The sequence below is a fragment of the Cobetia sp. 5-25-4-2 genome (assembly GCF_013374075.1).
Classification (GTDB): Bacteria; Pseudomonadota; Gammaproteobacteria; order Pseudomonadales; family Halomonadaceae; genus Cobetia; species Cobetia marina.
Map to the genome: position 1 here is coordinate 1 of NZ_BLWK01000005.1, position 22593 is coordinate 22593.

General features: G+C 62.7%; 15 protein-coding genes. 2 read left to right on the plus strand and 13 right to left on the minus strand.

What is annotated here, in order from left to right; translation table 11 throughout:
• The 13 genes from HXS65_RS11175 to HXS65_RS11235 all read right to left on the minus strand — a co-directional run.
• On the minus strand, positions 1-6538 hold a 6538-nt coding region (locus HXS65_RS11175), incomplete at its 3' end, for an Ig-like domain-containing protein (protein WP_176493873.1).
• A 487-nt stretch (positions 6539-7025) separates the two neighbouring features.
• Positions 7026-7820: a carbonic anhydrase gene (locus HXS65_RS11180; RefSeq protein ID WP_084208731.1), complete on the minus strand. Its 795-nt coding sequence runs from the start codon at positions 7818-7820 to the stop codon at positions 7026-7028.
• Positions 7821-8012: 192 nt separating this feature from the next.
• The gene (gene glp, locus HXS65_RS11185; RefSeq protein WP_176493874.1) at positions 8013-9332 is read right to left on the minus strand and encodes a gephyrin-like molybdotransferase Glp; all 1320 of its coding nucleotides are present in this window, start codon (positions 9330-9332) and stop codon (positions 8013-8015) included.
• Positions 9322-9852, minus strand: coding sequence for a molybdenum cofactor biosynthesis protein B (moaB, locus tag HXS65_RS11190; RefSeq protein WP_136937849.1), 531 nt, complete (start codon positions 9850-9852; stop codon positions 9322-9324). Before moaB ends, glp begins: the two co-directional genes overlap by 11 nt.
• Before the next feature lie 2 nt (positions 9853-9854).
• The gene (locus HXS65_RS11195; protein WP_176493875.1) at positions 9855-10199 is read right to left on the minus strand and encodes a DUF1244 domain-containing protein; all 345 of its coding nucleotides are present in this window, start codon (positions 10197-10199) and stop codon (positions 9855-9857) included.
• A gap of 289 nt (positions 10200-10488) precedes the next feature.
• Positions 10489-11535 (minus strand): formate dehydrogenase subunit gamma, encoded by a 1047-nt coding sequence (locus tag HXS65_RS11200; RefSeq protein WP_077376626.1) that lies wholly within the window; start codon positions 11533-11535, stop codon positions 10489-10491.
• Between the two features lie 9 nt (positions 11536-11544).
• A complete protein-coding gene (gene fdh3B / locus HXS65_RS11205; RefSeq protein ID WP_084208727.1) occupies positions 11545-12204 on the minus strand; it encodes a formate dehydrogenase FDH3 subunit beta in 660 nt (219 codons plus the stop codon).
• A gap of 127 nt (positions 12205-12331) precedes the next feature.
• Entirely contained in the window at positions 12332-15178 is a 2847-nt protein-coding gene (locus tag HXS65_RS11210; RefSeq protein WP_077376621.1) for a molybdopterin-dependent oxidoreductase, read from the minus strand.
• A 279-nt stretch (positions 15179-15457) separates the two neighbouring features.
• Complete coding sequence (locus HXS65_RS11215; RefSeq protein WP_077376618.1) at positions 15458-15688, minus strand: hypothetical protein; 231 nt, start codon at positions 15686-15688, stop codon at positions 15458-15460.
• Between the two features lie 175 nt (positions 15689-15863).
• Complete coding sequence (locus HXS65_RS11220; RefSeq protein ID WP_176493876.1) at positions 15864-16553, minus strand: molecular chaperone; 690 nt, start codon at positions 16551-16553, stop codon at positions 15864-15866.
• Between the two features lie 28 nt (positions 16554-16581).
• A complete protein-coding gene (locus HXS65_RS11225) occupies positions 16582-18483 on the minus strand; it encodes a 4Fe-4S dicluster domain-containing protein (RefSeq protein ID WP_176493877.1) in 1902 nt (633 codons plus the stop codon).
• Positions 18484-18922: 439 nt separating this feature from the next.
• The gene (locus HXS65_RS11230) at positions 18923-19819 is read right to left on the minus strand and encodes a DUF3306 domain-containing protein (RefSeq protein ID WP_176493878.1); all 897 of its coding nucleotides are present in this window, start codon (positions 19817-19819) and stop codon (positions 18923-18925) included.
• Positions 19816-20388: a DUF3305 domain-containing protein gene (locus HXS65_RS11235; protein ID WP_255304488.1), complete on the minus strand. Its 573-nt coding sequence runs from the start codon at positions 20386-20388 to the stop codon at positions 19816-19818. The genes HXS65_RS11230 and HXS65_RS11235 overlap by 4 nt, the downstream gene beginning before the upstream one ends.
• Positions 20389-20723: 335 nt before the next feature.
• Here HXS65_RS11235 and HXS65_RS11240 point away from each other — a divergent pair, with 335 nt between their 5' ends.
• A complete protein-coding gene (locus tag HXS65_RS11240) occupies positions 20724-21623 on the plus strand; it encodes a formate dehydrogenase accessory sulfurtransferase FdhD (protein ID WP_375782214.1) in 900 nt (299 codons plus the stop codon).
• Positions 21620-22561 carry a helix-turn-helix transcriptional regulator gene (locus HXS65_RS11245; protein ID WP_254696481.1) on the plus strand — a complete coding sequence of 314 codons (942 nt, stop codon included), beginning with the start codon at positions 21620-21622 and terminating at the stop codon, positions 22559-22561. Before HXS65_RS11240 ends, HXS65_RS11245 begins: the two co-directional genes overlap by 4 nt.
• Positions 22562-22593 lie beyond the last annotated feature (32 nt).

A 22593-nucleotide genomic window follows, 5' to 3' on the forward strand; every position in this document is an offset into this window, starting at 1 on the left:
TTACGGACAGATTGCCGGCACCGTCGATCGTAATGTCAGTTGTGGCGACGGTGATCTCGTTGGCCGGATCGGCGCTGTCAGTGATGGTGATCACGACATTGCTGCTGTCGAGGCCGGCCTCGATGCTGCCAGTCAGATCAACGGCGTTGATGTCTGCCAGATTGAGAAGGCCATCGCCACCATCGACGAAGGCGATGCTGCCCGTCGGGTCGGTGGTATCCACGGTGACGGCGCCCAGGTTCACGGCGTCGCTGACGTTGCCCGCGAGATCGGTCTGACGGATCTGCACAACGCCATCGGCGTAGACACCTTCGTCCAAGGTGAAGGTGGTGCCAGTGCCAGCATCCCAAGTGGTGCCGCCATCGAGGGAGACTTCCCAAGTGGCATCGGTCTCGAGACCACTGACGGTGACCTCACCATTGCTGGTGATGCCGTCGTCCGCGACGTTGGTGTCGGCGGTGAGCGCAAGGCTCGGGACTTCAGGCGCCGTGAGATCACTGGTGGTGGTGCCGTCGGTCTCGAACGTATTGCCCGCTACATCGGTGACGGTCATCGAGACGGTGAGGGTGCCTGCTGTGAGGGCAGAGAGATCCAGGCCAGTCACCGAGAGCGCGCCGTCGGTGCCGACCGAGATGTTGCCAGCGTCGACGGTGTACTCATTGGCCGGCTCGGCGCTGTCCGTGATGGTGATCACGACATTGCTGCTGTCGAGGCCGGCCTCGATGCTGCCGCTGAGGGCGACGGCAGTGATGTCGTCGACGTTCAGGAAGCCATCGGCGCCATCGACGAAGGCGATGTTGCCCGTCGGGTCAGTGGTATCCACGGTCACGGCGCCCAGGTTCACGGCGTCGCTGACGTTACCAGCCACATCGGTCTGACGGATCTGCACAACGCCATCGGCGTAGCTGCCTTCGTCCAGCGTGAAGGTGGTGCCAGTGCCAGCATCCCAGCTGGTGCCGCCGTCGAGGGAGACTTCCCAGGTGGCATCGGTCTCGAGACCACTGACGGTGACCTCACCATTGCTGGTGATGCCGTCGTCAGCGACGTTGGTGTCGGCGGTGAGCGCAAGGCTCGGTGCCGCGATGGTGGCATCGACGGTGACGGCGCCCAGATTCACGGCGTCGCTGACGTTGCCGGCGACATCGGTCTGACGGATCTGCACCGTGCCATCGGCATAGCTGCCTTCGGCGAGAGTGAAGGTAGCCCCCGTGCCATCGACCCAGGTCGTGCCACCGTTGGTGGTGTACTCCCAGGTAGCGTCGGCTTCCAGATCGCTGACGGTGACTTCCCCGTTGCTGGTGATGCCATCGTCCGCGACGTTGGTGTCGGCGGTGAGCGCAAGGCTCGGTGCATCCGGCGCGGTGGTGTCGACGGTGAGCGTGAAGTCGGCAGACGGTGCACTTTCGTTGCCCGCGGCATCGGTGGCGGTGACGCTGAAGACGTGCTCGCCATCGGCGAAGTCAGTCTCCGGCGTGAAGCTCCACGTGCCGTTGCTGTCGGCGGTGGACGTGCCGATCACTTCGCCATTATGCGTGACGGTGACGGTGCTACCGATCTCGGCGCTGCCAGTCAGAGTCGGGGTCGCGTCATTGGTGCTGTCGCCATTGGCGAGGGAGCCGGTCACGGCTTCCACATTATCCGTGGCGGAGGCGATGGTCGGCGCATTCGGCGCGGTGACGTCGGCATCTTCCGGGACCACCAGGGTGTCGGAGACAGCACTTTCGTTGCCAGCGGCATCGGTGACTGTGGCGGTCAGCTCGGTGCCGGCATCCTGCTCGGGAGACAGCGCGACCGAGAAGTTGCCTTCTGAATCGACGATCGCGGTGCCCACCACATCATCGTTGGCATTCGTGACTTCCACCGTGGTGCCCGCTTCACCGGTCCCGGCGACGGTGGTGCCATCGGTCTCGGCCAGAACGGGCGCATTCGGCGCGGTGGTGTCGACTGTGAGCGTGAAGTCGGCAGACGGTGCACTTTCGTTGCCCGCGGCATCGGTGGCAGTGACGCTGAAGACATGCTCGCCATCGGCGAAGTCAGTCGCCGGTGTGAAGCTCCACGTGCCGTTGCTGTCAGCGGTGGTGGTGCCGATCTCTTCACCGTTATGGGTGAGAGTAATGGTGCTGCCGGCTTCGGCGCTGCCGGTCAGCGTCGGAGTCGCATCATTGGTGCTGTCGCCATTGGCGAGGGAGCCGGTCACGGCTTCCACATTATCCGTGGCGGGGGCGATGGTCGGCGCATTCGGCGCGGTGACGTCTGCATCTTCCGGCACATCAAGTGCCGCGGACGCTGCGCTTTCATTGCCGGCCGCATCGGTTGCCGTGGCTGTCAGAGTGCTGCCAGCTTCTTGCTCCGGTGAAAGCTCAACGGAGAAGTTGCCTTCTGAATCGACGATCGCGGTGCCCACCACATCATCGTTGGCATTCGTGACTTCCACCGTGGTGCCCGCTTCACCGGTCCCGGCGACGGTGGTGCCATCGGTCTCGGCCAGAACGGGCGCATTCGGCGCGGTGGTGTCGACGGCGAGCGTGAAGTCGGCAGACGGTGCACTTTCGTTGCCCGCAGCATCGGTGGCGGTGACGCTGAAGACGTGCTCGCCATCGGCGAAATCGGTCTCGGGCGTGAAGCTCCAGGTGCCGTTGCTGTCGGCGGTGGTGGTACCGATCTCTTCACCGTTGTGGGTGATCGTGATGGTGCTGCCGGCTTCGGCGCTGCCGGTCAGCGTCGGAGTCGCGTCATTGGTGCTGTCGCCCGAGGCGAGGGTGCTGGTGCCATCAGGCACGTCGTCGATCGCGGAGGCGATGGTCGGCGTGTTCGGGGCGGTGACGTCGGCATCTTCCGGCACGGTCAATGCGGCAGAGGCTGCGCTTTCATTGCCTGCAGCATCGGTGACGGTGGCCGTCAGCTCGGTACCGGCTTCTTGCTTCGGAGACAGCGTGACGCTGAAGGTGCCGTCATCCGCGACGGTGCCAGAGCCCAGCAGATCGCCATCACCGTTGGAGATCTCGACGGTCCCGCCGGCTTCAGCGCTGCCGTTGACCGTGCTGCCATTGGCGGTCTCGCCATCGGTTTCAGTCAGGACCGGTGCATCCGGCGCGGTGGTGTCGACGGTCAAGGTGAAGTCAGCAGATGCCGCACTCACGTTGCCCGCGGCATCAGTGGCGGTGACGCTGAAGACGTGTTCGCCATCGGCGAAGTCAGTCGCCGGCGTGAAGCTCCAGGTGCCATTGGCATCGGCGGTGACTGTCGCGATTTCCTCACCGTTGTGGGTAATCGTGACGGTGCTACCGGCTTCGGCGCTGCCGGTCAGGGGCGGGGTCGCGTCATTGGTGCTGTCACCAGAGGCGAGGGTGCCTGTGACGGCTTCCACGTCGTCGGTGGCAGAGGCGATGGTCGGCGCATTCGGTGCGGTGACGTCGGCATCTTCCGGCACCACCAGGGTGTCGGAGACAGCACTTTCGTTGCCTGCGGCATCGGTGACGGTAGCCGTCAGCTCAGTGCCAACTTCCTGCTTCGGCGACAGCGTGATGCTGAAGGTGCCGTCATCCGCGACGGTGCCAGAGCCCAGCAGATCGCCATCACCGTTGGTGATCTCGACCGTCCCGCCGGCTTCGGCGCTGCCATTGACCGTACTGCCATTGGCGGTTTCGCCATCGGTCTCGGCCAGGACTGGTGCATCTGGCGCGACGGTGTCGACGGTGAGCGTGAAGTCGGCAGACGGTGCACTTTCGTTGCCTGCAGCATCAGTGGCAGTGACGCTGAAGACATGCTCGCCATCGGCGAAATCGGTCTCGGGCGTGAAGCTCCAGGTGCCGTTGCTGTCGGCGGTGGACGTGCCGATCACTTCGCCATTATGCGTGACGGTGACGGTGCTACCGATCTCGGCGCTGCCGGTCAGCGTCGGGGTCGCGTCATTGGTGCTGTCACCAGAGGCGAGGGTGCCTGTGACGGCTTCCACGTCGTCGGTGGCAGAGGCGATGGTCGGCGTGTTCGGGGCGGTGACGTCGGCATCTTCCGGCACGGTCAATGCGGCAGAGGCTGCGCTTTCATTGCCTGCAGCATCAGTGACGGTAGCCGTCAGCTCGGTGCCAGCATCCTGCTTCGGCGACAGCGTGATGCTGAAGGTGCCGTCATCGGCAACGGTGCCGGTGCCAAGCACAACGCCATCGACATCGGTGATCTCGACGGTCCCCCCGGCCTCGGCGCTGCCATTGACGGTGCTGCCGTTGGCGGTCTCGCCATCGGTCTCGGATAGAATCGGCGCATCCGGCGCAGTGGTATCAACCGTCAGCGTGAACTCGCCAGACGGCGCGCTCACGTTGCCGGCTTCATCAGTCGCGGTGACGCTGAAGACGTGCTCGCCATCGGCGAATTCAGTGCCTGGTGTGAAGCTCCAGGTGCCATTGCTATCGGCGGTGGACGTGCCGATCACTTCGCCATTATGCGTGACGGTGACGGTGCTACCGATCTCGGCGCTGCCGGTCAGCGTCGGGGTGGCGTCGTTGGTGCTGTCGCCGGAGGCGAGGGTGCCGGTCACGGCTTCCACATCATCCGTGGCGGAGGCGATGGTCGGCGCATTCGGTGCGGTGACGTCGACATCTTCCGGGACCACCAGGGTGTCGGAGACCGGGCTCTCATTGCCTGCGGCATCAGTGACGGTGGCCGTCAGCTCAGCGCCGGCTTCCTGCTTCGGAGACAGCGTGATGCTGAAGGTGCCGTCATCCGCGACGGTGCCAGAGCCCAGCAGATCGCCATCACCGTTGGTGATCTCGACGGTCCCGCCGGCTTCAGCGCTGCCATTGACGGTGCTGCCGTTGGCGGTCTCGCCATCGGTCTCGGACAGAATCGGCGCATCCGGCGCAGTGGTATCAACCGTCAGCGTGAACTCGCCAGACGGCGCGCTCACGTTGCCGGCTTCATCAGTCGCGGTGACGCTGAAGACGTGCTCGCCATCGGCGAATTCAGTGCCTGGTGTGAAGCTCCAGGTGCCATTGCTATCGGCGGTAGCGGTGCCGATTTCTTCACCGTTGTGGGTGAGGGTGACGGTGCTGCCAATCTCGGCACTACCGGTCAGGGTCGGGGTGGAGTCATTGGTGCTGTCGCCGGAGGCGAGGGCGCCGGTGTCGGCTGGCACATCATCTGTGGCGGAGGTGATGGTCGGCGTGCTCGGCGCTGTGACGTCAGCATCTTCCGGTACATCGAGTGCCTCGGACACTGTGCTTTCATTGCCGGCCGCATCGGTTGCCGTGGCTGTCAGAGTGCTGCCAGCTTCTTGCTCCGGTGAAAGCTCAACGGAGAAATTGCCTTCTGAATCGACGATCGCGGTGCCCACCACATCATCGTTGGCATTCGTGACTTCCACCGTGGTGCCCGCTTCACCGGTCCCGGCGACGGTGGTGCCATCGGTCTCAGCCAGCACTGGTGCATTTGGCGCGACGGTGTCGACGGTGAGCGTGAAGTCGGCAGACGGTGCACTTTCGTTGCCCGCGGCATCGGTGGCAGTAACGCTGAAGACATGCTCGCCCTCGGTCAGCGCAGTCGTCGGGGTGTAGGTCCAGCTGCCATTGGTATCTGCCGTGACAGTAGCGATCACTTCACCGTTGTGGGTGATCGTGACGGTGCTGCCGGCTTCGGCGCTGCCGGTCAGGGTTGGCGTCGCATCATTGGTGCTGTCTCCATCGGCGAGGGTGCCTGTGACGGCTTCCACGTCGTCGGTGGCAGAGGCGATGGTCGGCGTGTTCGGTGCGGTGACGTCGGCATCTTCCGGCACCAGCAGGGTGTCGGAGACAGCACTTTCGTTGCCAGCGGCATCGGTAGCAGTGGCGCTCAGTTCGGTGCCTGGCTCCTGCAGCGGATCCAGCTCAACGACAAAGTTGCCATCGGCATCAGCCGTCGCGGTGCCCACGATCTCACCGGATGCATTGATGACTTCGATAGTGGCACCGGGCTCGCTGATGCCGCTGAGGACCATGCCATTGGTGTCGCTCAGAAGAGGAGCATCGGGCGCTGTCGTGTCCGCATCAGAGGAAGCGCTATCGCCAGAAGTGGCTGCGGCAACCCCAACGCCGGCGGCTACTGCAACACCGCCTGCCACCAGTCCAGCAGTACTGATGCCGGCGCCAGCCCCTGCGCCGGTGGCTGCTTCCGCCCCGGCGCCGACAGAGCTTGCTCCAGCAGCCGCTGTGGCGAGGGCAGACTCTGCCGTGGTCAATGTCGCAGTGCTCGTGAAGGGGACTGCGCCACTGGCACCGGCCTCGCCAAGGCCGACCTGGAATATTTCTCCAGCGAATTCATCACCCTGAAGATACAGATGACTGAGTTCGCTGGGGTCGGCGTAGAAACTCTCGATCGTGACCAGATCCCCGTTCTCGAGAGTGACAAGCAGGTTGTCCCCTTGGCGGGTCATCATTTCTACGTCACGTGGATGGAGATCTAGGCTGACATCCGAGGCATCATTGAGGGTGATGTTATCGACTTCACGCAGGATAGCTTCCTGACTTTCGAGTTGACCGTGCGGAGCGACCTTGGCATTGACTGGCATATTGTTGTCCTCAATGGCACTTCTTGTGTGCTTTTACGACTTTCTATTAATTATCAATGATTAACACAGTATTATGTGTGGGTTCATTTTTCTAGCACTGTCGCATGAATGATATGCGTGTATATATCGTTTGATTTGTTTTTCTTGTGTTTCTCGATTTCTTGTTCAACACATCGAATGCTGTCTACGCCACTGATACCTAGGTAGCAGTGGCGGTATGGGGTGTGTTTTCAAGAACGCTGCAAGGACGTATCTGGATCATTCCCTGGGTATGATTATTCTGGTTTCGTATCGATGCATTCATGGAATGGCGCTAACTGATTAATATCGTGGCGAAAAAACGCATTACTTTAAGATATCCTTATAAGTAGGTGCCCGCTGGTCAGTAATGTCCGTTGTTTAAACGTTTGAAATATGTTTCTGAGCTCACGAAAAAAACGCCACCCTGTCGGGTGGCGTTTTCATGGTTCGAGAGGAAATCGTCTCGTCAGCGTTGGAGAGGGCGAGAATTCTCCCCTCCTTGCCACTCCAGGTAGGCATCGATCTGTGACCGAGAGGCTTCGATCGGTGATTTCATCACAAACCAGGTGACGGGTTCAGAACATGGTGGAGTGGTCAGCGAGCCGGAGTATTGCCAGCCAGCATGCTCGCGTGGCAGTAGCAGGTTGGCCGACAGTCCGCTTGTCAGAGTCTCGGAGAGTCCTCGCTGTGGAAGACGGCTCAACAGACGGCTGAGCGCTAGGTTGTCATGTCCTTCCTCGACCAACACGGCCAGCACTGCCAACTTGCCTTCTGGAGTGGTGTGCACCAGATGGATTTCCATGGCAGCGCGCTTGCCATCGATCGCGTGTTCCGAGGGCACATGCAGATGCACCTGTGACAGAGTGTAGGGGGTGCCATCCAGTGTCATCGTGTTTCCGCTGGCCCCTTCGATCTGCAAGGTGTGCCCCGTGTCCCGAGTGACGAGCAGCGGCGAGTGGTAGTCGAGCTTCGGCCCTGTTTCCTCCAGAGGGCGTGACTGACTGTCGATGTCGATCGGTGATTGCCGGGCACCACTGGCGCATTCCGCGTAGCCGGGGGTGAGGTCTCCCCAGTGTTCCGGTCCATTGGCGCTGTCGCCCGACTCACTCGAGTAGCTCCATTCGGTGACGGATGTTCCCGGGGCTGGTGCCGTTTCATTGTCATTGGCCAAGGCCGGGAGGGATGACGAAGCGGTGGCAAGCAGCACAGCCATGGTGAGTGGGCGCAACAACGCACGAGGCGACGAGGAATTGGCTGGCATTGAGATGTCCTTGCTCAAGAGTCCGGAACATTCCAACGTTCTGGCCTGCGGTTGGCAGGCCAGAACGCTGACGAATAAAAGCAGTCAGTGTGCCGGACTCAGAGGGAAGGTCAAGATGACGCTGGAGGGTCACTCGGTTGTCGCATTCCAGCGTCAGAGGAGGTGGGGATGCCGGTCAGTAGCGGAAATCACTCAACTCTCCAGCCATAGACACTCCACACTGTCGCCGGGGCTTATCTGTGCGTGGGGAGGGATCACGGCCAATGCCTCAGCGCCGACGCATGAGGAGAGCACGGCTGAGTTCTGGTCCGGGAAGGCGTGAGCCTCAAGCTGGCCATCATCGGCTGGCGTCAGCGTGACACGCAGATGGTCCTGACGGATGGCGGTGTTGGCCGAGAAGGCGGAGCGTACTCGGAGGCTTCTCAGGGTCCGCAGTGCGTCACAGTCGAGCATCTCGCCCAGTATGGGGCGAAGAAACAGCCAGCCACCGACCCAGCTCGACACCGGGTTGCCAGGTAGCCCCACAACACGCACCGAGTCGCCTTGCGTGTTGAGGATGCGCCCCAGCGCCAGTGGCTTGCCCGGTTTGATGGCCAGGCGCCAGAGATCCAGGCTGCCAAGCGCCTCGATGGCAGGGCGGACGTGATCTTCCTCCCCGACGCTGACCCCGCCACAGGTGACGATCAAGTCGGCCTGTTCTGCCGCTGTCGCGAGAGCGTCACGGGTGGCCTCGAAGGTATCGGCCACATTGAGTGGCGCCAGCACCACGTCAGCCCCGAAGTCGCTGAGCATCTGGCTGAGCATCACGCGATTGGAGTTGTAGATCTGCCCCGGTTCGAGGGGCTGTCCCGGTTCGATCAGCTCATCGCCAGTTGCAAACAGAGCCACTCGTACCTTGCGCCGCACCGAGACCCTGCTCAATCCTTGACCACAGAGCAGGCCCAGCATCGCGGCATCCAGGCGAGTGCCAGCGGCGATCAGTCGAGTGCCACGAGTGACGTCGCGTCCCTGTCGGCGGATATTGTCGCCGGGAATCCGTGGGCCGGGCAGCCACGCTTCCGTGGTGCCATTTTCGTTCTCACGCAGTGTCACTTCTTCCTGCATGACCACAACGTCGGCGCCTTCGGGGATTTCCGCCCCGGTGAACAGCCGTGCACAACTTGCCGAGGCGAGTGCCGAGGTGGGCTGGCCTGCCGCGATGCGCTGGCTGATTGGCAGCCAGGCGCCATCACCGATATCCGCTACTCTTGCACAGTAGCCATCCATCTGTGAGTTGTCGGCAGGAGGAACGTCCAGTTCGGCGTAGATATCCTCAGCGAGGACACGCCCCGCGGCCTTGCTGACAGGGACTTGCTCTACCGGCATTACCGGACAGCATTCGCGCAATGCGGATAAGGCACTGGAAAGAGGGGCCAGGCCCTTGGCGCCAACCGGCACGCTATCGCAGCCGCAGGCGGTCTTGGTCTGACCCGTCCGGGATGCCTCTTGTGCAGAAGAGGAGTCAGTGGGCATGGGTTCCGCGCTCCGGGATCACCAGATTGGCGAAGTTGCAGGGACGATGACGGCTGTCCAGCTGCTCCTTGAGGATGCCGTTCCAGGCTGTCCTGCAGGCCCCGGTAGAGCCGGGCAGGCAGAACACCACGGTACGATTGGCCAGGCCGCCCAGACAGCGGCTCTGGATCGTGGAGCTGCCGACTTCCTGATGGGAAAGCTGACGGAACAGCTCGCCGAAGCCCTGGATTTCCTTGTCGAGCAGCACGCGGATGGCTTCCGGTGTGGAATCACGTCCGGTGAAGCCTGTGCCGCCGGTGGTCAGGATGACCTGCACGGCCGGGTCCGCGATCCACTCGCTGACCACGGCGCGCAACTGATAGATGTCATCGGGGACGATACGTTTTTCATGCAGGGTATGGCCGGCTGCCGTCAGGCTCTCGACCAGGGCGTCACCGGAGCGATCAGTGTCCTCGGTGCGCGTGTCGGAGACGGTCAATACCGCGATGGTGAGGCCGATCTGTTCGTCATTGCCGCTCATGATCAGTCCTTCTTGACTTGTTGACGTGCCTCGAGCGCTGCGAGTTGCTCAGGGGTCGCCTTGGCCTGGTGATGTGTCTTCCACTCGGAATAGGGCATGCCGTAGACGTGCTCGCGCGCCGCGTCGTAATCGAAGCTCACGCCGCGTTCCTCGCCGGCGGCCATCAGCCACTTGGACAGGCAGTTGCGGCAGAAGTCGGCGAGGATCATCAGATCGATGTTCTGGACATCCTTGTTGTCATCCAGGTGCTTGAGCAGACGGCGGAAAGCGGCCGCTTCCAGCTCGGTGCGGGTCTGCTCGTCCAGCTGGTTCAGGTCCTGGACGGTCTGGGGGGTCGGGTCGCTCATGGAAATCTCCTGAGAAGGCGCGGCATGGCGCAGGCCTTCATGGTAGAGGGGGCCTGGTGAGACCAGGCCAGATACCTGAAACTTTACGCAACTAATGCAGGGCTGTGAACCGGTGCGAGAGGCCGGGAGACGGGCAGGGAGAGGCGATATCAATGCAAAACGCCCGGCAGGCGAACCTGACCGGGCGAATCATCACTCATCCAGCGGACGTCTGGCCTCGGACTAATTCGGGCGTTGCTGACGCGCCAGGCTGTCGTCAGGTGCCATCCAGCGGACGTCTGGCCTCGGACTAATTCGGGCGTTGCTGACGCGCCAGACTGTCGTCAGGTGCCGTGGCGGGGTCTGATGCCGGGTCCGCCGCCTCGGCCTGCTTGACCTCGTCATACCACAGATTGTGGTGTTGCTTGGCCCAGGTTTCATCGACGTAACCGGTCTTCATGCCCTCGAAGGCACCTTCCGTGCCGGCGGTACCGATGTAGATGTGGCCGAAGGACACCGCGATCAGCATCAATGAGGCAACGCCGTGGAAGACATTGGCCCACTGCATGTTGTCACGGGTCTGACCGAATATCGGGAAGTCGAGCACCAGCCCGCTGGCAATCACCACCAGGCCGACTGTCGCCAGAATCCAGTACCAGGCCTTTTCCCCGCCATTGGCGAAGCCGGCATCCGGGTGCTTGCCCTTCATCATGCCGCCACCCTGGCGGAACCACTCAAGGTCATGCTTCTTGGGAAGGTTGAGCTTCAGCCACTTGGCCAGCACCAGAATCAGCATGATCGAGAACAATGGCCCCACATAGTTGTGGATCACCTTGGTCGCCATGATCATGTTGGCCCAGAACACATCCCCGAAGACATTGCGGAACACGAACTTGCCCCACAACAGATTGATGCCGGTGATGGCCAACGTGAGGAACAGAGTGGCCAGTGTCCAGTGCATGGCACGTTCCAGTGCCGTCCAGCGCAGCATCAACTTGCCCGAGCGGGGGTGGTCCAGATCGTTGCGCCCCACCAGCAGATAGAAGATCGCCAGCACGGCCAGCATGCCGCCCAGAGCGATCAGGCCACCCGGTGAGATCCAGCGGTTGCGGATCTGTCGCCAGGTCTCGCCGCTCTGGTTGATCAGGCTGTAGTTGGAGTCATGGCGACTGTCGATGGAATTTTCTCCATCTTTCACCTGCCGCCAGGTGTCGGCATTCACCGTACCGACCGCCTGACCGATCTCGCCGTCCGGATTCGCGGCCAGCGCCTGAGGGGCCAGCCAGAGGCTGGCCAGCATCAGACACAGGAACATGGCGACGACGGTCAACCGTGAAGCTGTGAAGTGCGCGCGCATGTCGCCTCCTTACCCCTTGCGGGCTGCGTCGTAGGCCAGGTGATCCGCCTGCTGAACGCTGCTGGTGGTCAGGTTGGCCGAGGTTTCCGGGTGGCTGGCCTTGTCGACCGGCGACCAGGCGCCGTCTTCATGGCCACGATAGACCACGCGCTGACGGAAGATGTCAGAGACGGTCTCGGCGTCACCGGCCAGCAGGGCTTTGGTGGAGCACATCTCGGCGCATAGCGGCAGCTTGCCTTCGCTGATGCGGTTGGCACCGTACTTCTCGAACTCTTCTTCCGGGCTCTCGGCCGGGCCGCCGGCACAGAAGGTGCACTTGTCCATCTTGCCGCGCTCGCCGAAGGCACCTTGCTGCGGGAACTGTGGCGCGCCGAACGGGCAGGCATACAGGCAGTACCCGCAACCGATGCAGATATCCTTGTCGTGCAGGACGATGCCGTCATCGGTCTTGTAGAAGCAGTCGGTGGGGCAGACCGCCATGCACGGCGCGTCATCACAATGCATGCACGCCACCGAGATGGAGACTTCGCTCGGCTTGCCGTCGTCCAGGGTCACGACACGGCGACGCTGAATGCCCCATTCCGTCTCGTTGGCGTTCTTGCAGGCCGTCACGCAGCCATTGCACTCGATGCAGCGCTCTGCATCACACAGGAATTTCATCTGGGCCATCTTGCTTCTCCTTCACGGCCCGTCGTCGAGTGGCTCAGACGACAGGCCGGATATTTCTGATCATCGACATATGATTGGCTCGATGATTCGGCGTTTACGCGATCGACAGTCAGGGTCGGGACGCGCTTCAGGCGAGGCTGACTCGGCACAGCGTGACCTTGGTTTCCTGCATCAGGGTCACGGGGTCATAGCCATAGGTCGTCGCGGTGTTGGCGGACTCACCCAGCACGTAGGGCACCGTGCCTTCCGGGTAGCGTGACTCCAGGGACTCGCCCTCGTAGTGGCCCCCGAAGTGGAAGGGCATGAAGACCACGTCCGGCCCGACTCGTTCGGTGACCAGCGCCTTGACCTTCACGCGGCCGCCTTCGGCACCCTCGACCCATACCATGTCGCCATCCTTGATGCCTTGGTCATTGGCCAGCGCCGGATTGATCTCGACGAACATCTCCTGCTGCAGCTCGGCGAGCCACGGGATGGAGCGTGTCTCTTCGCCACCCCCTTCGTATTCCACCAGGCGGCCCGAGGTCAGGGTGATCGGGTACTTGGCGCTGACGTCCTTCTCCTGAATGGAGGCGTAGAGCGTCGGCAAACGATAGATGGATTCGGAATCCGGCCAGGTCGGATAGTCCTTCACCAGGTCACGGCGCGCGGTATACAGCGGCTCGCGGTGCTTGGGGATCGGGTCCGGGAAGGTCCACACCAGGGCACGTGCCTTGGCGTTGCCGTACGGCATGCAGCCATGCTTGATGCACACGCGCTGGATGCCACCGGAAAGATCGGTCTTCCAGTTCTTGCCTTCCGCCGCCTGCTTTTCCTCGGCCGTCAGGTCGTCCCACCAGCCCAGCTGCTTGAGCAGCTTGTCGGTGAACTCCGGATAGCCATCCTCGATCTCGGCGCCCTTTGACCAGGAGCCCTCGGCCAGGATATTGGTGCCGTTGTGTTCCACGCCGTAACGGGCGCGGAAGTTGCCACCGCCTTCGGCCACCGTCTTGGAGGTGTCATACAGGATGGGCGAGCCCGGATGGCCCATCTCCGGCGTTCCCCAGCACGGCCATGGCAGACCGTAGAAGTCGCCATTTGCCGGACCACCCCGTGCCTTGAGTGTCTCGAAGTCGAAGGTATGCCAGTTCTTCTGATGTGCCTTCAGGCGCTCGGGACTCTGGGCGGTATAGCCAACGGTCCACATCCCGGCATTGAATTCGCGGGTGATGTCCTCGACCACCGGCACGCTGCCCTCGACCTTGATGTTGCGGAACAGCTCGTCGGCAAAGCCCAGCTTGCGGGACAGCAGATACATGATCTCGTGATCCGGCTTGGAATCGAACATCGGTTCGATGACCTGATCACGCCACTGCAGGGAGCGACTGGAGTTGGTCACGCTGCCGGTGGTCTCGAACTGGGTCGCGGCCGGCAACAGGTAGACGCCATCGGTGCGGTCGTGCATGACGGCGGCGATGGTCGGGTAGGGGTCGACCACCACCATCATGTCCAGCTTGGCCATGGCCTTCTTCATCTCGGGTCCACGGGTCTGGGAGTTGACGGCATGCCCCCAGTAGAACATCGCCTTGAGCGCGGTGCGCTGGGAGATGCGATCCGGGTCCTCAAGCACGCCATCGACCCAGCGCGAGACGGTGATGCCGTTGGTGTGCATCGGCTTGCCGTCGTGGTATTCGGTCTGGTCGTAGCGGTTCTGGATCCAGTCGAAGTCGACGTTCCATACCTTGGCCCAATGCTTCCACGCCCCTTCGGAGAGGCCGTAGTAACCTGGCAGGGAGTGGGACATCAGGCCCAGATCCGTGGCGCCCTGAACGTTGTCGTGACCCCGGAAGATGTTGGCGCCGCCACCGGACTTGCCGATGTTGCCCAGTGCCAGCTCCAGAATGCAGTAGGCGCGGGTATTGTTGTTGCCGGTGGTGTGCTGCGTGCCACCCATGCACCACACGACACTTCCCGGACGGTTCTGGGACAGTCGACGTGCGACGTCGAGCATGTCGGCTTCACCGACACCGGTGATGCGCTCGACCACGTCGGGCGGGAAGTTGGCGACTTCCGCGCGTACCTCGTCCATGCCGTAGACGCGCTGCTGGATGTAGGCCTCATCTTCCCAGCCGTTCTCGAAGATGTGCCACAGCAGTCCCCAGATGTAGGCAACATCGGTGCCCGGACGCAGACGAACGTACTTGTTGGCTTTCGCTGCCGTGCGGGTGAAGCGCGGATCGACGACGATGATCTCGGCGTTGGAGCGCTCCTTGGCCAGCAGGATGTGTTGCATCGCCACCGGGTGGGCTTCGGAGGGGTTGGAGCCGATGAACAGAATCGAACGACAATTGTGCATGTCGTTGAACGAGTTGGTCATCGCGCCATAGCCCCAGGTGTTGGCGACGCCGGCGACGGTGGTGGAGTGGCAGATACGCGCCTGGTGATCGACGTTGTTGGTGCCGAACAGCGCTGCGAACTTGCGCATCAGGTAGGCCTGTTCATTGCTGAACTTTGCCGAGCCGAGCCAGTAGATGCTGTCCGGGCCATGCTGCTCGGTCAGCTCCAGTACCTTGTTGCCGACTTCCTCGATGGCCTGCTCCCAGGACAGCTTCTTCCACTTGCCGCCTTCGAGCTTCATCGGATACTTCAGACGACGGTCAGAGTGACCATGCTCACGCAGCGAGGCGCCCTTGGCACAATGCGCGCCGCGGTTGAAGGGGTGATCGAAGGCGGGTTCCTGCTTGGTCCAGACGCCTTCCTGGACTTCGGCATAGACGCCACAGCCCACGGAGCAGTGGGAACAGATCGTGCGCTTGGTCTCGACAGGTGCCTGTGAGACTTCCGTCTTGGCCTCGGCACGCTTCATCATCGGGGTGGCCATGAAGCTGGCCGCGGCAAGGCCGCCGGTCGCAACACCGCTGCGCTTCAGGAACTGGCGGCGGTTGATGCCGAGTCCCGTACTCTCCGTGCTGGAGGGGGTGGGGGTCAGTCGCATGACATCTTTCTCCTCATCACCCGATACACGACATGCACCGCTTGGGCGGGTCAGGTGGCCGTGTCGGGAGTGGCGGTTCTTCAGGTGGCTCTTCTGGCATTCGCCAGCGAGCTCCTGTGCCGTCTTGTCGCTGTCAATGGCGGCTGGAGTGAACTCCACGCTGCCCTTTGTGTCTCTGATCGGTCACGCCGTCAGGCGAGTCTGTACTCTCCCGGAGGATCTGGCAGTGGCGGCGTTGCCACTGGCAGATTCCCCTGAGGAGACGTGACCGACAGAAGGTCAATCTCGCAGAGTGGCGTAGAACGCCTTCACGTGATCCGTCTCGCGATAGTTGTCGGTCACTCTGTCTGCTGTCTTGCCGTCCTGTGGCGCGGCCTGATCCGGGATGACGGCCCCGGCCAGCGTTCCAGCGGCTGCCGCCCCGACGGTGCTGGCTCCCAGTACCCTCAGGAACTTGCGGCGGCCCTGACGGGCCAGTTCCTGGCCTTGCGTATTATCATCAGTCTTCATGCTGATCTCCTGTCTGACATGTCATGTTCAAGGCGAACGTCGCTGAATCCGTTGTCGCTTGAAGGGTGTCTCACGGTCTTGCTTCAGGTCTTGCATCAGGGTCTTGCATCAGCCCCAGCACTGGCCATGGCGTGTGCCGGGGCTGTGGGTGCTGTCCGGCTCGTGTCTGTCGGTCTCACGATTGGGGAAGTTGTATGCCTTGCCAGCCAGTGGTGTCTTGGCTTGCGACGTCCGCCAATGAGGCTGTCGGTTGGGGAGCCTCTCCGAGATTGCGTCGTTCGGCTGCCAGAAATGCCTGGCCAAGATAGCCAACCGCGGCATAGAAAGGACTCTTGCGACGCGCAAGGTCGGCACAGCAACGCTCACCCCAGTTCGCCAGATGCTGACGGAAGAAGTTGACCTGTTCGCCGGGCAGCTCCTCGATCAGCATGGCCATGACCTCGCACAGGGCCCCCAGGTGGTCCTCCGGCTCGCGAACGTCGGCTTCGCGCTCGAAACCGAGGCGCTTGAGGTCATGGCGCAGTGCCACCAGCGGCATTTCCATCAATGAGCCGGTCAGGTACCAGCTGGCATACGGCACCACTTCGCCCTGCACGACCCCGACCAGTGCCTGGAAATACTCATCCTCCAGTCGTCGAGGATCACTGACCCGCGCCGAGAGAGACAGCGAGGCCAGCGCCCTGGGCAGTTGCTGCTGATCCGCGCCGGGCATGGTGATGGCCTCAGGCTCCAGCGCCGCCAGGAAGTCGATGAGTGGCTGATCGGGCGCTGCCCGCAGCAGGCGAGCCAGCAGGCGGTAGAGATCGGCCCGCAGTGCCTGTTGCTCGGCACTGTGGCTGATCAACGATCCATCATCAGGTGTCATATCAGTGTCATCACTTGAAGGCATGGACTCAGACCTTGAGTTGAGCATCGGGATTGCGGGCCATTTCGTGCCAGATATCCTTCACGCGGCAATCGCTGCACATCTTGAGGCGCAGCGCACCGTCACCCTGGAAATAGGCGTGGGAGGCCAGCTTGGTCTGCATCGCCGTGATGGTGGCGGTGGAGCCGAACGGGGTGCCGCAGCTGATGCAGGGGAACGGCGTGTCCTGCTTGAGCAGGCGCGGTTCACGGCGCACCTCTGGTTGTGCGGAAAAGCCCGGCGTCAGAGTGATGACGCTCTCGGGGCATGACTGCTCGCACAGGCCACATTGCACGCAATCTCCCTCGGTGAAGGACAGTGCCGGAGAGGTGCGGTTGGCGGACAGTGCGCTGGTCGGGCAGACCGCGACACAGGCCTGACAAAGGGTGCAGCCGTCGCTTTCGACCTGTATCGCGCCGAAGGGCGCACCGGCAGGTACCTCGACGGCGGTCTGCGCCAGGTCAGCGGCGGCCAGCGTGGCCAGGTGATCCAGTACACGATTCAGGCGCTCACGCTTGCCGGGTCGGGCATCCGGTTGACCCAACAGCCAGTCACGCGCGATCGGCAGGCCCGGCTGGCCGTCTTCTTCGCGATCGGCACCGGGCGCCAGCGCGATGCAGAGCGGACTGACGAGCGTCATGGGCGAGGCCGGCACGGCGGACTCGGTGATCAGCACGAGACGGGGGGAGCCCTGGGTGTCCGTGGCCAGTTGCATGCTTTCCAGCAACGCATTGCACAGACGCTGTTCCTGCTCGAGTTGCTGGTGCTGACCGGCAGGCAGTGTCCGAGGCAGTTCGACGATGACCTGGGTGGCGCCCAGCGCCAGCGCGGCCAGCCACTCGTCGTGCCCGGTGGCGCTGATTTCATCCAGTGCAATGTCCAGGCAGCGTTCCTGATCCTCAGGTGCCAACGGCGAGTGGCGGTCACTGGCAGACTCGAGGCGGTAGCGCAGTATCGGCTGCGTGCCCCCTGCATCCTGATAGCGCTCAAGCAGACGCTGGATCTGTTCGAGACGCTGTTCGAGTGGCGGCTGGGTAAAGCTCAGCGCGCCGGTCGGGCAGGCACTCACGCAACTGGCGGCACCATGGCAGAGGTACGGGTCGATCTCGATATGCGCGTTGCGGCGTCCCGCCACGGAGAAGATGGCATCGGCGCTGCAGGAGGAAAGACAACGTGTACACCCGATGCTGCCCGCACTTGAATGGGCACAGATGTCGAGATTGACGTTGACGTAATTGGGCTTGTCGAAGCTGCCGACCAGACCGGCGAATTCTGTCGCCCAATGGGTCAGGTTCGCGATCTGATCGCCGCTCTCGACAAGGCTGGCGTCGCTTGCGAGACGATCCAGCTCGCCCAGCACCGTATCCTCTGCACGCAGATAGCCCGGCGGCGGAAGTTCCGCCTGATTGAGGGGCTGGTGACCCAGATCGGCGATCAGGTCGAAGGTCTCGACCTGTCGGGCACCTGTGGACAGCAGTGCGCGCGCCAGATTGACCCCGCCAGACAGCAGCGTGAAATGGCCAAGATGGCCGCTCAGCGAGAGCGCCTCGCGGGTGCTGGCATGGGAGGGCAGTGCTTCGCTCGTCGTGATATGCCGCTCGTCGAGGGATACCAGAGCGCTGTTGTCCTGCTCGCTGATCAGCAGAGACAGTGACAGGGAGTGAGTGGCGGGCAGTGCCAGCATCAGGCTGGACAGGGCACGCAGGCGCGCTTCGCTGCCGATCAGCAGTGTGCGGCCCTGGCTGCGATAGCGGATCGGGGCGCTGCCGGCATCACTGGCCAGCAGTGGCAGGCTGGAAGCGGGGGAGGCTCCGAGCACTGCCGCCAGGGCGCGTTGGCGTGCTTGCTGGTTGAGCGCGCGCTGGGCGTTCTCGAGACTTGAACTGAGCATCCTCATCCTTATTTCGGTCGTGGCGGCTCCGCCCCTGGCGCCTGTCAGGTGGCGCGGTGGACGGTTCCTGATCGCCGCTGATTCTCGAGGCTTGCGCCCGGTCAGCGGTCGAAGGTCATTCAAGGAAGTGCATGGGCTTCCAGCGACGTCTTGCGTCTGATGTCATCCGGATGATCCGCATGGCGGCATCATTGCGACTGGCTTCAGCATAGTCAGGGACTGAAGGGCCAGCGATGAGCATCGGGCGTAGACGGTCAGGTATCGGAAGGCAGTGCCGTTCTCTTGCTAGACGATACCTGCCTCTGTTGAGCGGATTCTTGCAGGCAGTGCGCCTCTCGCATGGGAGTGGAAGTCATGTGAGAGGCAAGGGAATGACCCCGCATGCCGAAAACGGAGCTCGCGCTGGGTCATAATGTCTCAGTGCCTGAGGGTAGGCGTGTCATTCTGGTGGTTGGGGCGATCTGTGGGTGGGCCCATGTCCGTCAGCCGTGACGCCATCGGTCTGGTCCCATGCGCCTTGCCGTGCATGCGTGTCATGCGCAAGGGCAGCATCAGTATCAGTGTGCTGGTCCTGCGCGTGCTCGCGATGGGTCTGTGGGCCGTGATCCGATGATGTCTCATCCAGTGAGTCGAGGCCTTGCTCATCCGTTGAGGGTGCAGCCTCCGGCGCCTCATCCTGCGGTTGATCTTCCGAGCCGTTGCTGGTGGCTACGCACTCAGCCTCGTCATCCTCCAGCTTCTCGAGTCCCTCTTTGACATCGCGGGTCCAGTGTCTCAGCGTCTCGGCCACACCTGCGGCGAGCGGACGCATCTGGGAGAAATCCTGATCGTAATCGTCCAGGCCATCGCGCAGGGAGTGCTCGCCTCCCATGAAGATGCGGCGCAGGGCGCGTTGTCGCAGCGCCGGGTCCACTCCTGCCTGCATGTAGGCACTGATATCCGCATCCGGCAGCAGGGTGTCGGGGTCTGGCAGCTCCACGACGGGAGGGGGCTCATCTGCCTCCTGTGCAAGGGCCTCGGCGTCGGTCGTCTCACTGCCGCCTTCAGCGGACGCTTCGCCATGCCGCTTGCTGTCATGCCGCTCACTGTGCAGAGCATGGCCCGGCTCGTCCGATGCCTCGCAGGCCTCTGTTACCGTGGGTGCGGTCTCAGTGGGTGCGGTATCAGTGGGTGCGGTGTCATTGGCCGTGGAGGGCCGAGCGACCGTCGCCAGTCCAGCGGCGGCGGCATCGGGAGAGTCCGTGGTCGTCCGTGAGGCTTCGGCGCGCTGCTTGCGGCGTGACCAGCGGGACAACAGGCCTTGCGAGGTATGGTCGCGGTCGTCGGAGTGACTCATGGCCCTTCCTTGTTGGCAGCATCAGCGTCCGGGCGCACGGTGTCGGTCTGACTGGCGCGCCCCGCCCCCTTGCGCTTCTTCTTCTTGCCTTCGTCGATGCGCTCACCATGCCGGGCGAGATAGCCCTCCAGCCAGACCATCAGGGCAGGAGGCATCGGGGTGTCCAGTACCAGTTGGTCACCATCCAGCCAATGCGAGGCCACTTCCTGGCAGGCGGTGACGACCCTTGGCTGCATGCCATCCGCTTCACGCTCTTCACACAAGACGAACAGACGCGGCTGTTCGCAACGCAGGTTGTAACGATAGTCGGTGCGCTCGGTGAGATGCAGCTGCAGGGGCAGAGTGCGTTGAGGCTCCGGTTGCGCCGCTTGTTCAGGCGTCCGGGGCGTGGTCTCGCCGTGATCCGCGGGCGCGATCCGGGAAATCACCCAGGTGTCGAGAGTGAAGCGGCCGAGAGTCTGCTGCGAGGGGGCCAGTGTCACGGTCAGCCAGCGAGTGTCGTCAGGTCGTGATGACTCGCGTGAGGCGTCGAGTGTCGTGTCCATCAACGGGTCGGGTGGCTGGGTCATGGCGTATCTCTTGAGGGCGTTCTGGAAGTGGTTCAGGGGGTGACCCGAGTCGTGGTCGGCGGCGTATCGGGTCCAAGGCGAGTCTGTCATCAGCGCCGTGGCTCGTACGTTCACGAACATGCGACGCTCTACCGGTTTTAGCAAGAAGCGTGCCGCATGCGTCGAGAATTGCATGACGCGAGATCGCAATGGCTGCCGGATCAGGACAGCCTCTCGGCCTGACTGGTATTCTTTGAGCGCTGGGTGACGACGCATGCCGCAACCTGCATGGCAGGTTCGCCGTGTGGCGGCACCCTCCGGCATCAATTCGGCTCGAAGAGGGAGACCCCGACGCCATGAAAACCTCCATGCCTCCGGTCATCAGCAATGCTCGATTGCCCACCACGCTGGATATCGTCGTGATGGATGAGCGAGGCCAGCGCCAGACGCAGTCGATCGCCGCCGAGCGCGCGCTGACGATCTACCTCAACAAGCGTGAGATCGTCACTCTGATGACGCTGGGGGCCGAGCCTGAGGCGCTGGTGGCGGGCTATCTGCGCAATCAGGGCCTGTTGGGAGATATCGAAGACCTGGAGGCGCTGCAAGTGGACTGGGAGGTGGAAAGCGCCTCGGTGGTGACGCGCCATCTACCGAAGGATATCGAGCAGCGACTGAGCAAGCGTACCGTCACCACCGGCTGCGGCCAGGGAACCGTCTTTGGCAATCTGCTGGAGCGTCAGACGCTGGAGGCGCTTGATGATCGCCCCTTTCAGCAGAGTGTGCTGTATCAGCTGCTGGCATCTCTCGCGGCCCACAATGCCACCTACCGCAAGGCGGGGGCGGTACATGGCTGTGCGCTGTGTCGGGATGATGAGGTGCTGGCATTCATCGAGGATGTCGGTCGCCACAATGCCGTCGATACCCTGGCAGGCCTGAACTGGCTTTCACCTGTGCGCGAGGACGAGACGGATTACCGGGGTGCCAATATCTTCTATACCACGGGGCGTCTGACCTCGGAGATGGTGCTCAAGGTGGCGCAGGCGGGCATTTCGGTGCTGGTCTCACGCTCCGGGGTGACCCAGAAGGGCGTTGAGCTGGCCAGCCGCTTCGGGGTGCTGTTGATCGCACGTGCCAAGGGCAGCCACTTCCAGGTGGTGGACCCTGCCGGTCGGATGATACTGGACGCCATCCCTCCGCTGCGTGCCGGTGATCAACTTCGTGAAGCTGGCAAGTCTCGCCCGGGAGGCGAGCAATGAATCAGCCTGTTTCCGGGGATGCGACGATGCATGACAACCCCTTTCTGACGGTCCATGAGGTCGCACGACTGTTGCACCTCAATGAAAAGAAGATCTATCAGCTGGCCAGTGAGGGCACCATGCCGGCCACCAAGGTCACCGGCAAATGGCTTTTCCCGCGGCGCCTGGTCGAGCAATGGATTCTGGAGTCCAGCCATCATGGGGTGCTGGCGGATCGCTTGATGATCACCGGTAGCGATGACCCCTTGCTGGCAGCGCTGACGATGCGACTCAACCAGCAGCACGATGGCAGTGCCTTCTATGGCATGAGTGTCACCGGGACACGCCTGGGGCTGGATCTGTTGAGTCAGGGGCGAGCCGATGTCTGTGCCATCCACTGGGGGCGTGCCGAGGAAGCATCGCTTCGCCATCCGGCCTTGATCCGCGGGCACGATGGTTATCGTCAGTGGGTATTGGTCCGGCTGGCCCGGCGCACCCAGGGGCTGATCATTCGTCAGGAAGATCGCCACCTGCCGATCAATCCCGGTGGTCTGTTCGGGTCTCAACGACGCTGGGTAGTGCGTCAGGAGGGGGCCGGTTCGCAGCGCTTCCTGCAGGAGTGGCTGTCCGGCCATCAGATGCGCCCGGAGCAGCTCAACACCCTCGCCATCGCCTACTCGGAGCGAGAGGTCGCATCACTCGTCGCGCGCGGGGAGGTGGATGTCGGGCCGGGGACGTTATCGGCCGCGAATGAATTCGGTCTCGGTTTCGTGCCGGTCTGTGAGGAGGCCTTTGATCTGGTCGTGCCACGCAATGTCTACTTCCGTGACCTTTTCCAGGGCCTGCTGGACTATCTGTCCACGCCCAATGGTATCCAGCTGGCACAATCGTTGGGAGGGTATGACCTGCGTGAATGTGGTCAGCTCATCTGGCGAGGCGACGCCGCACAACATGACTGAGTCAAAATCGCCCGCTAGCACCAGGCTAAACG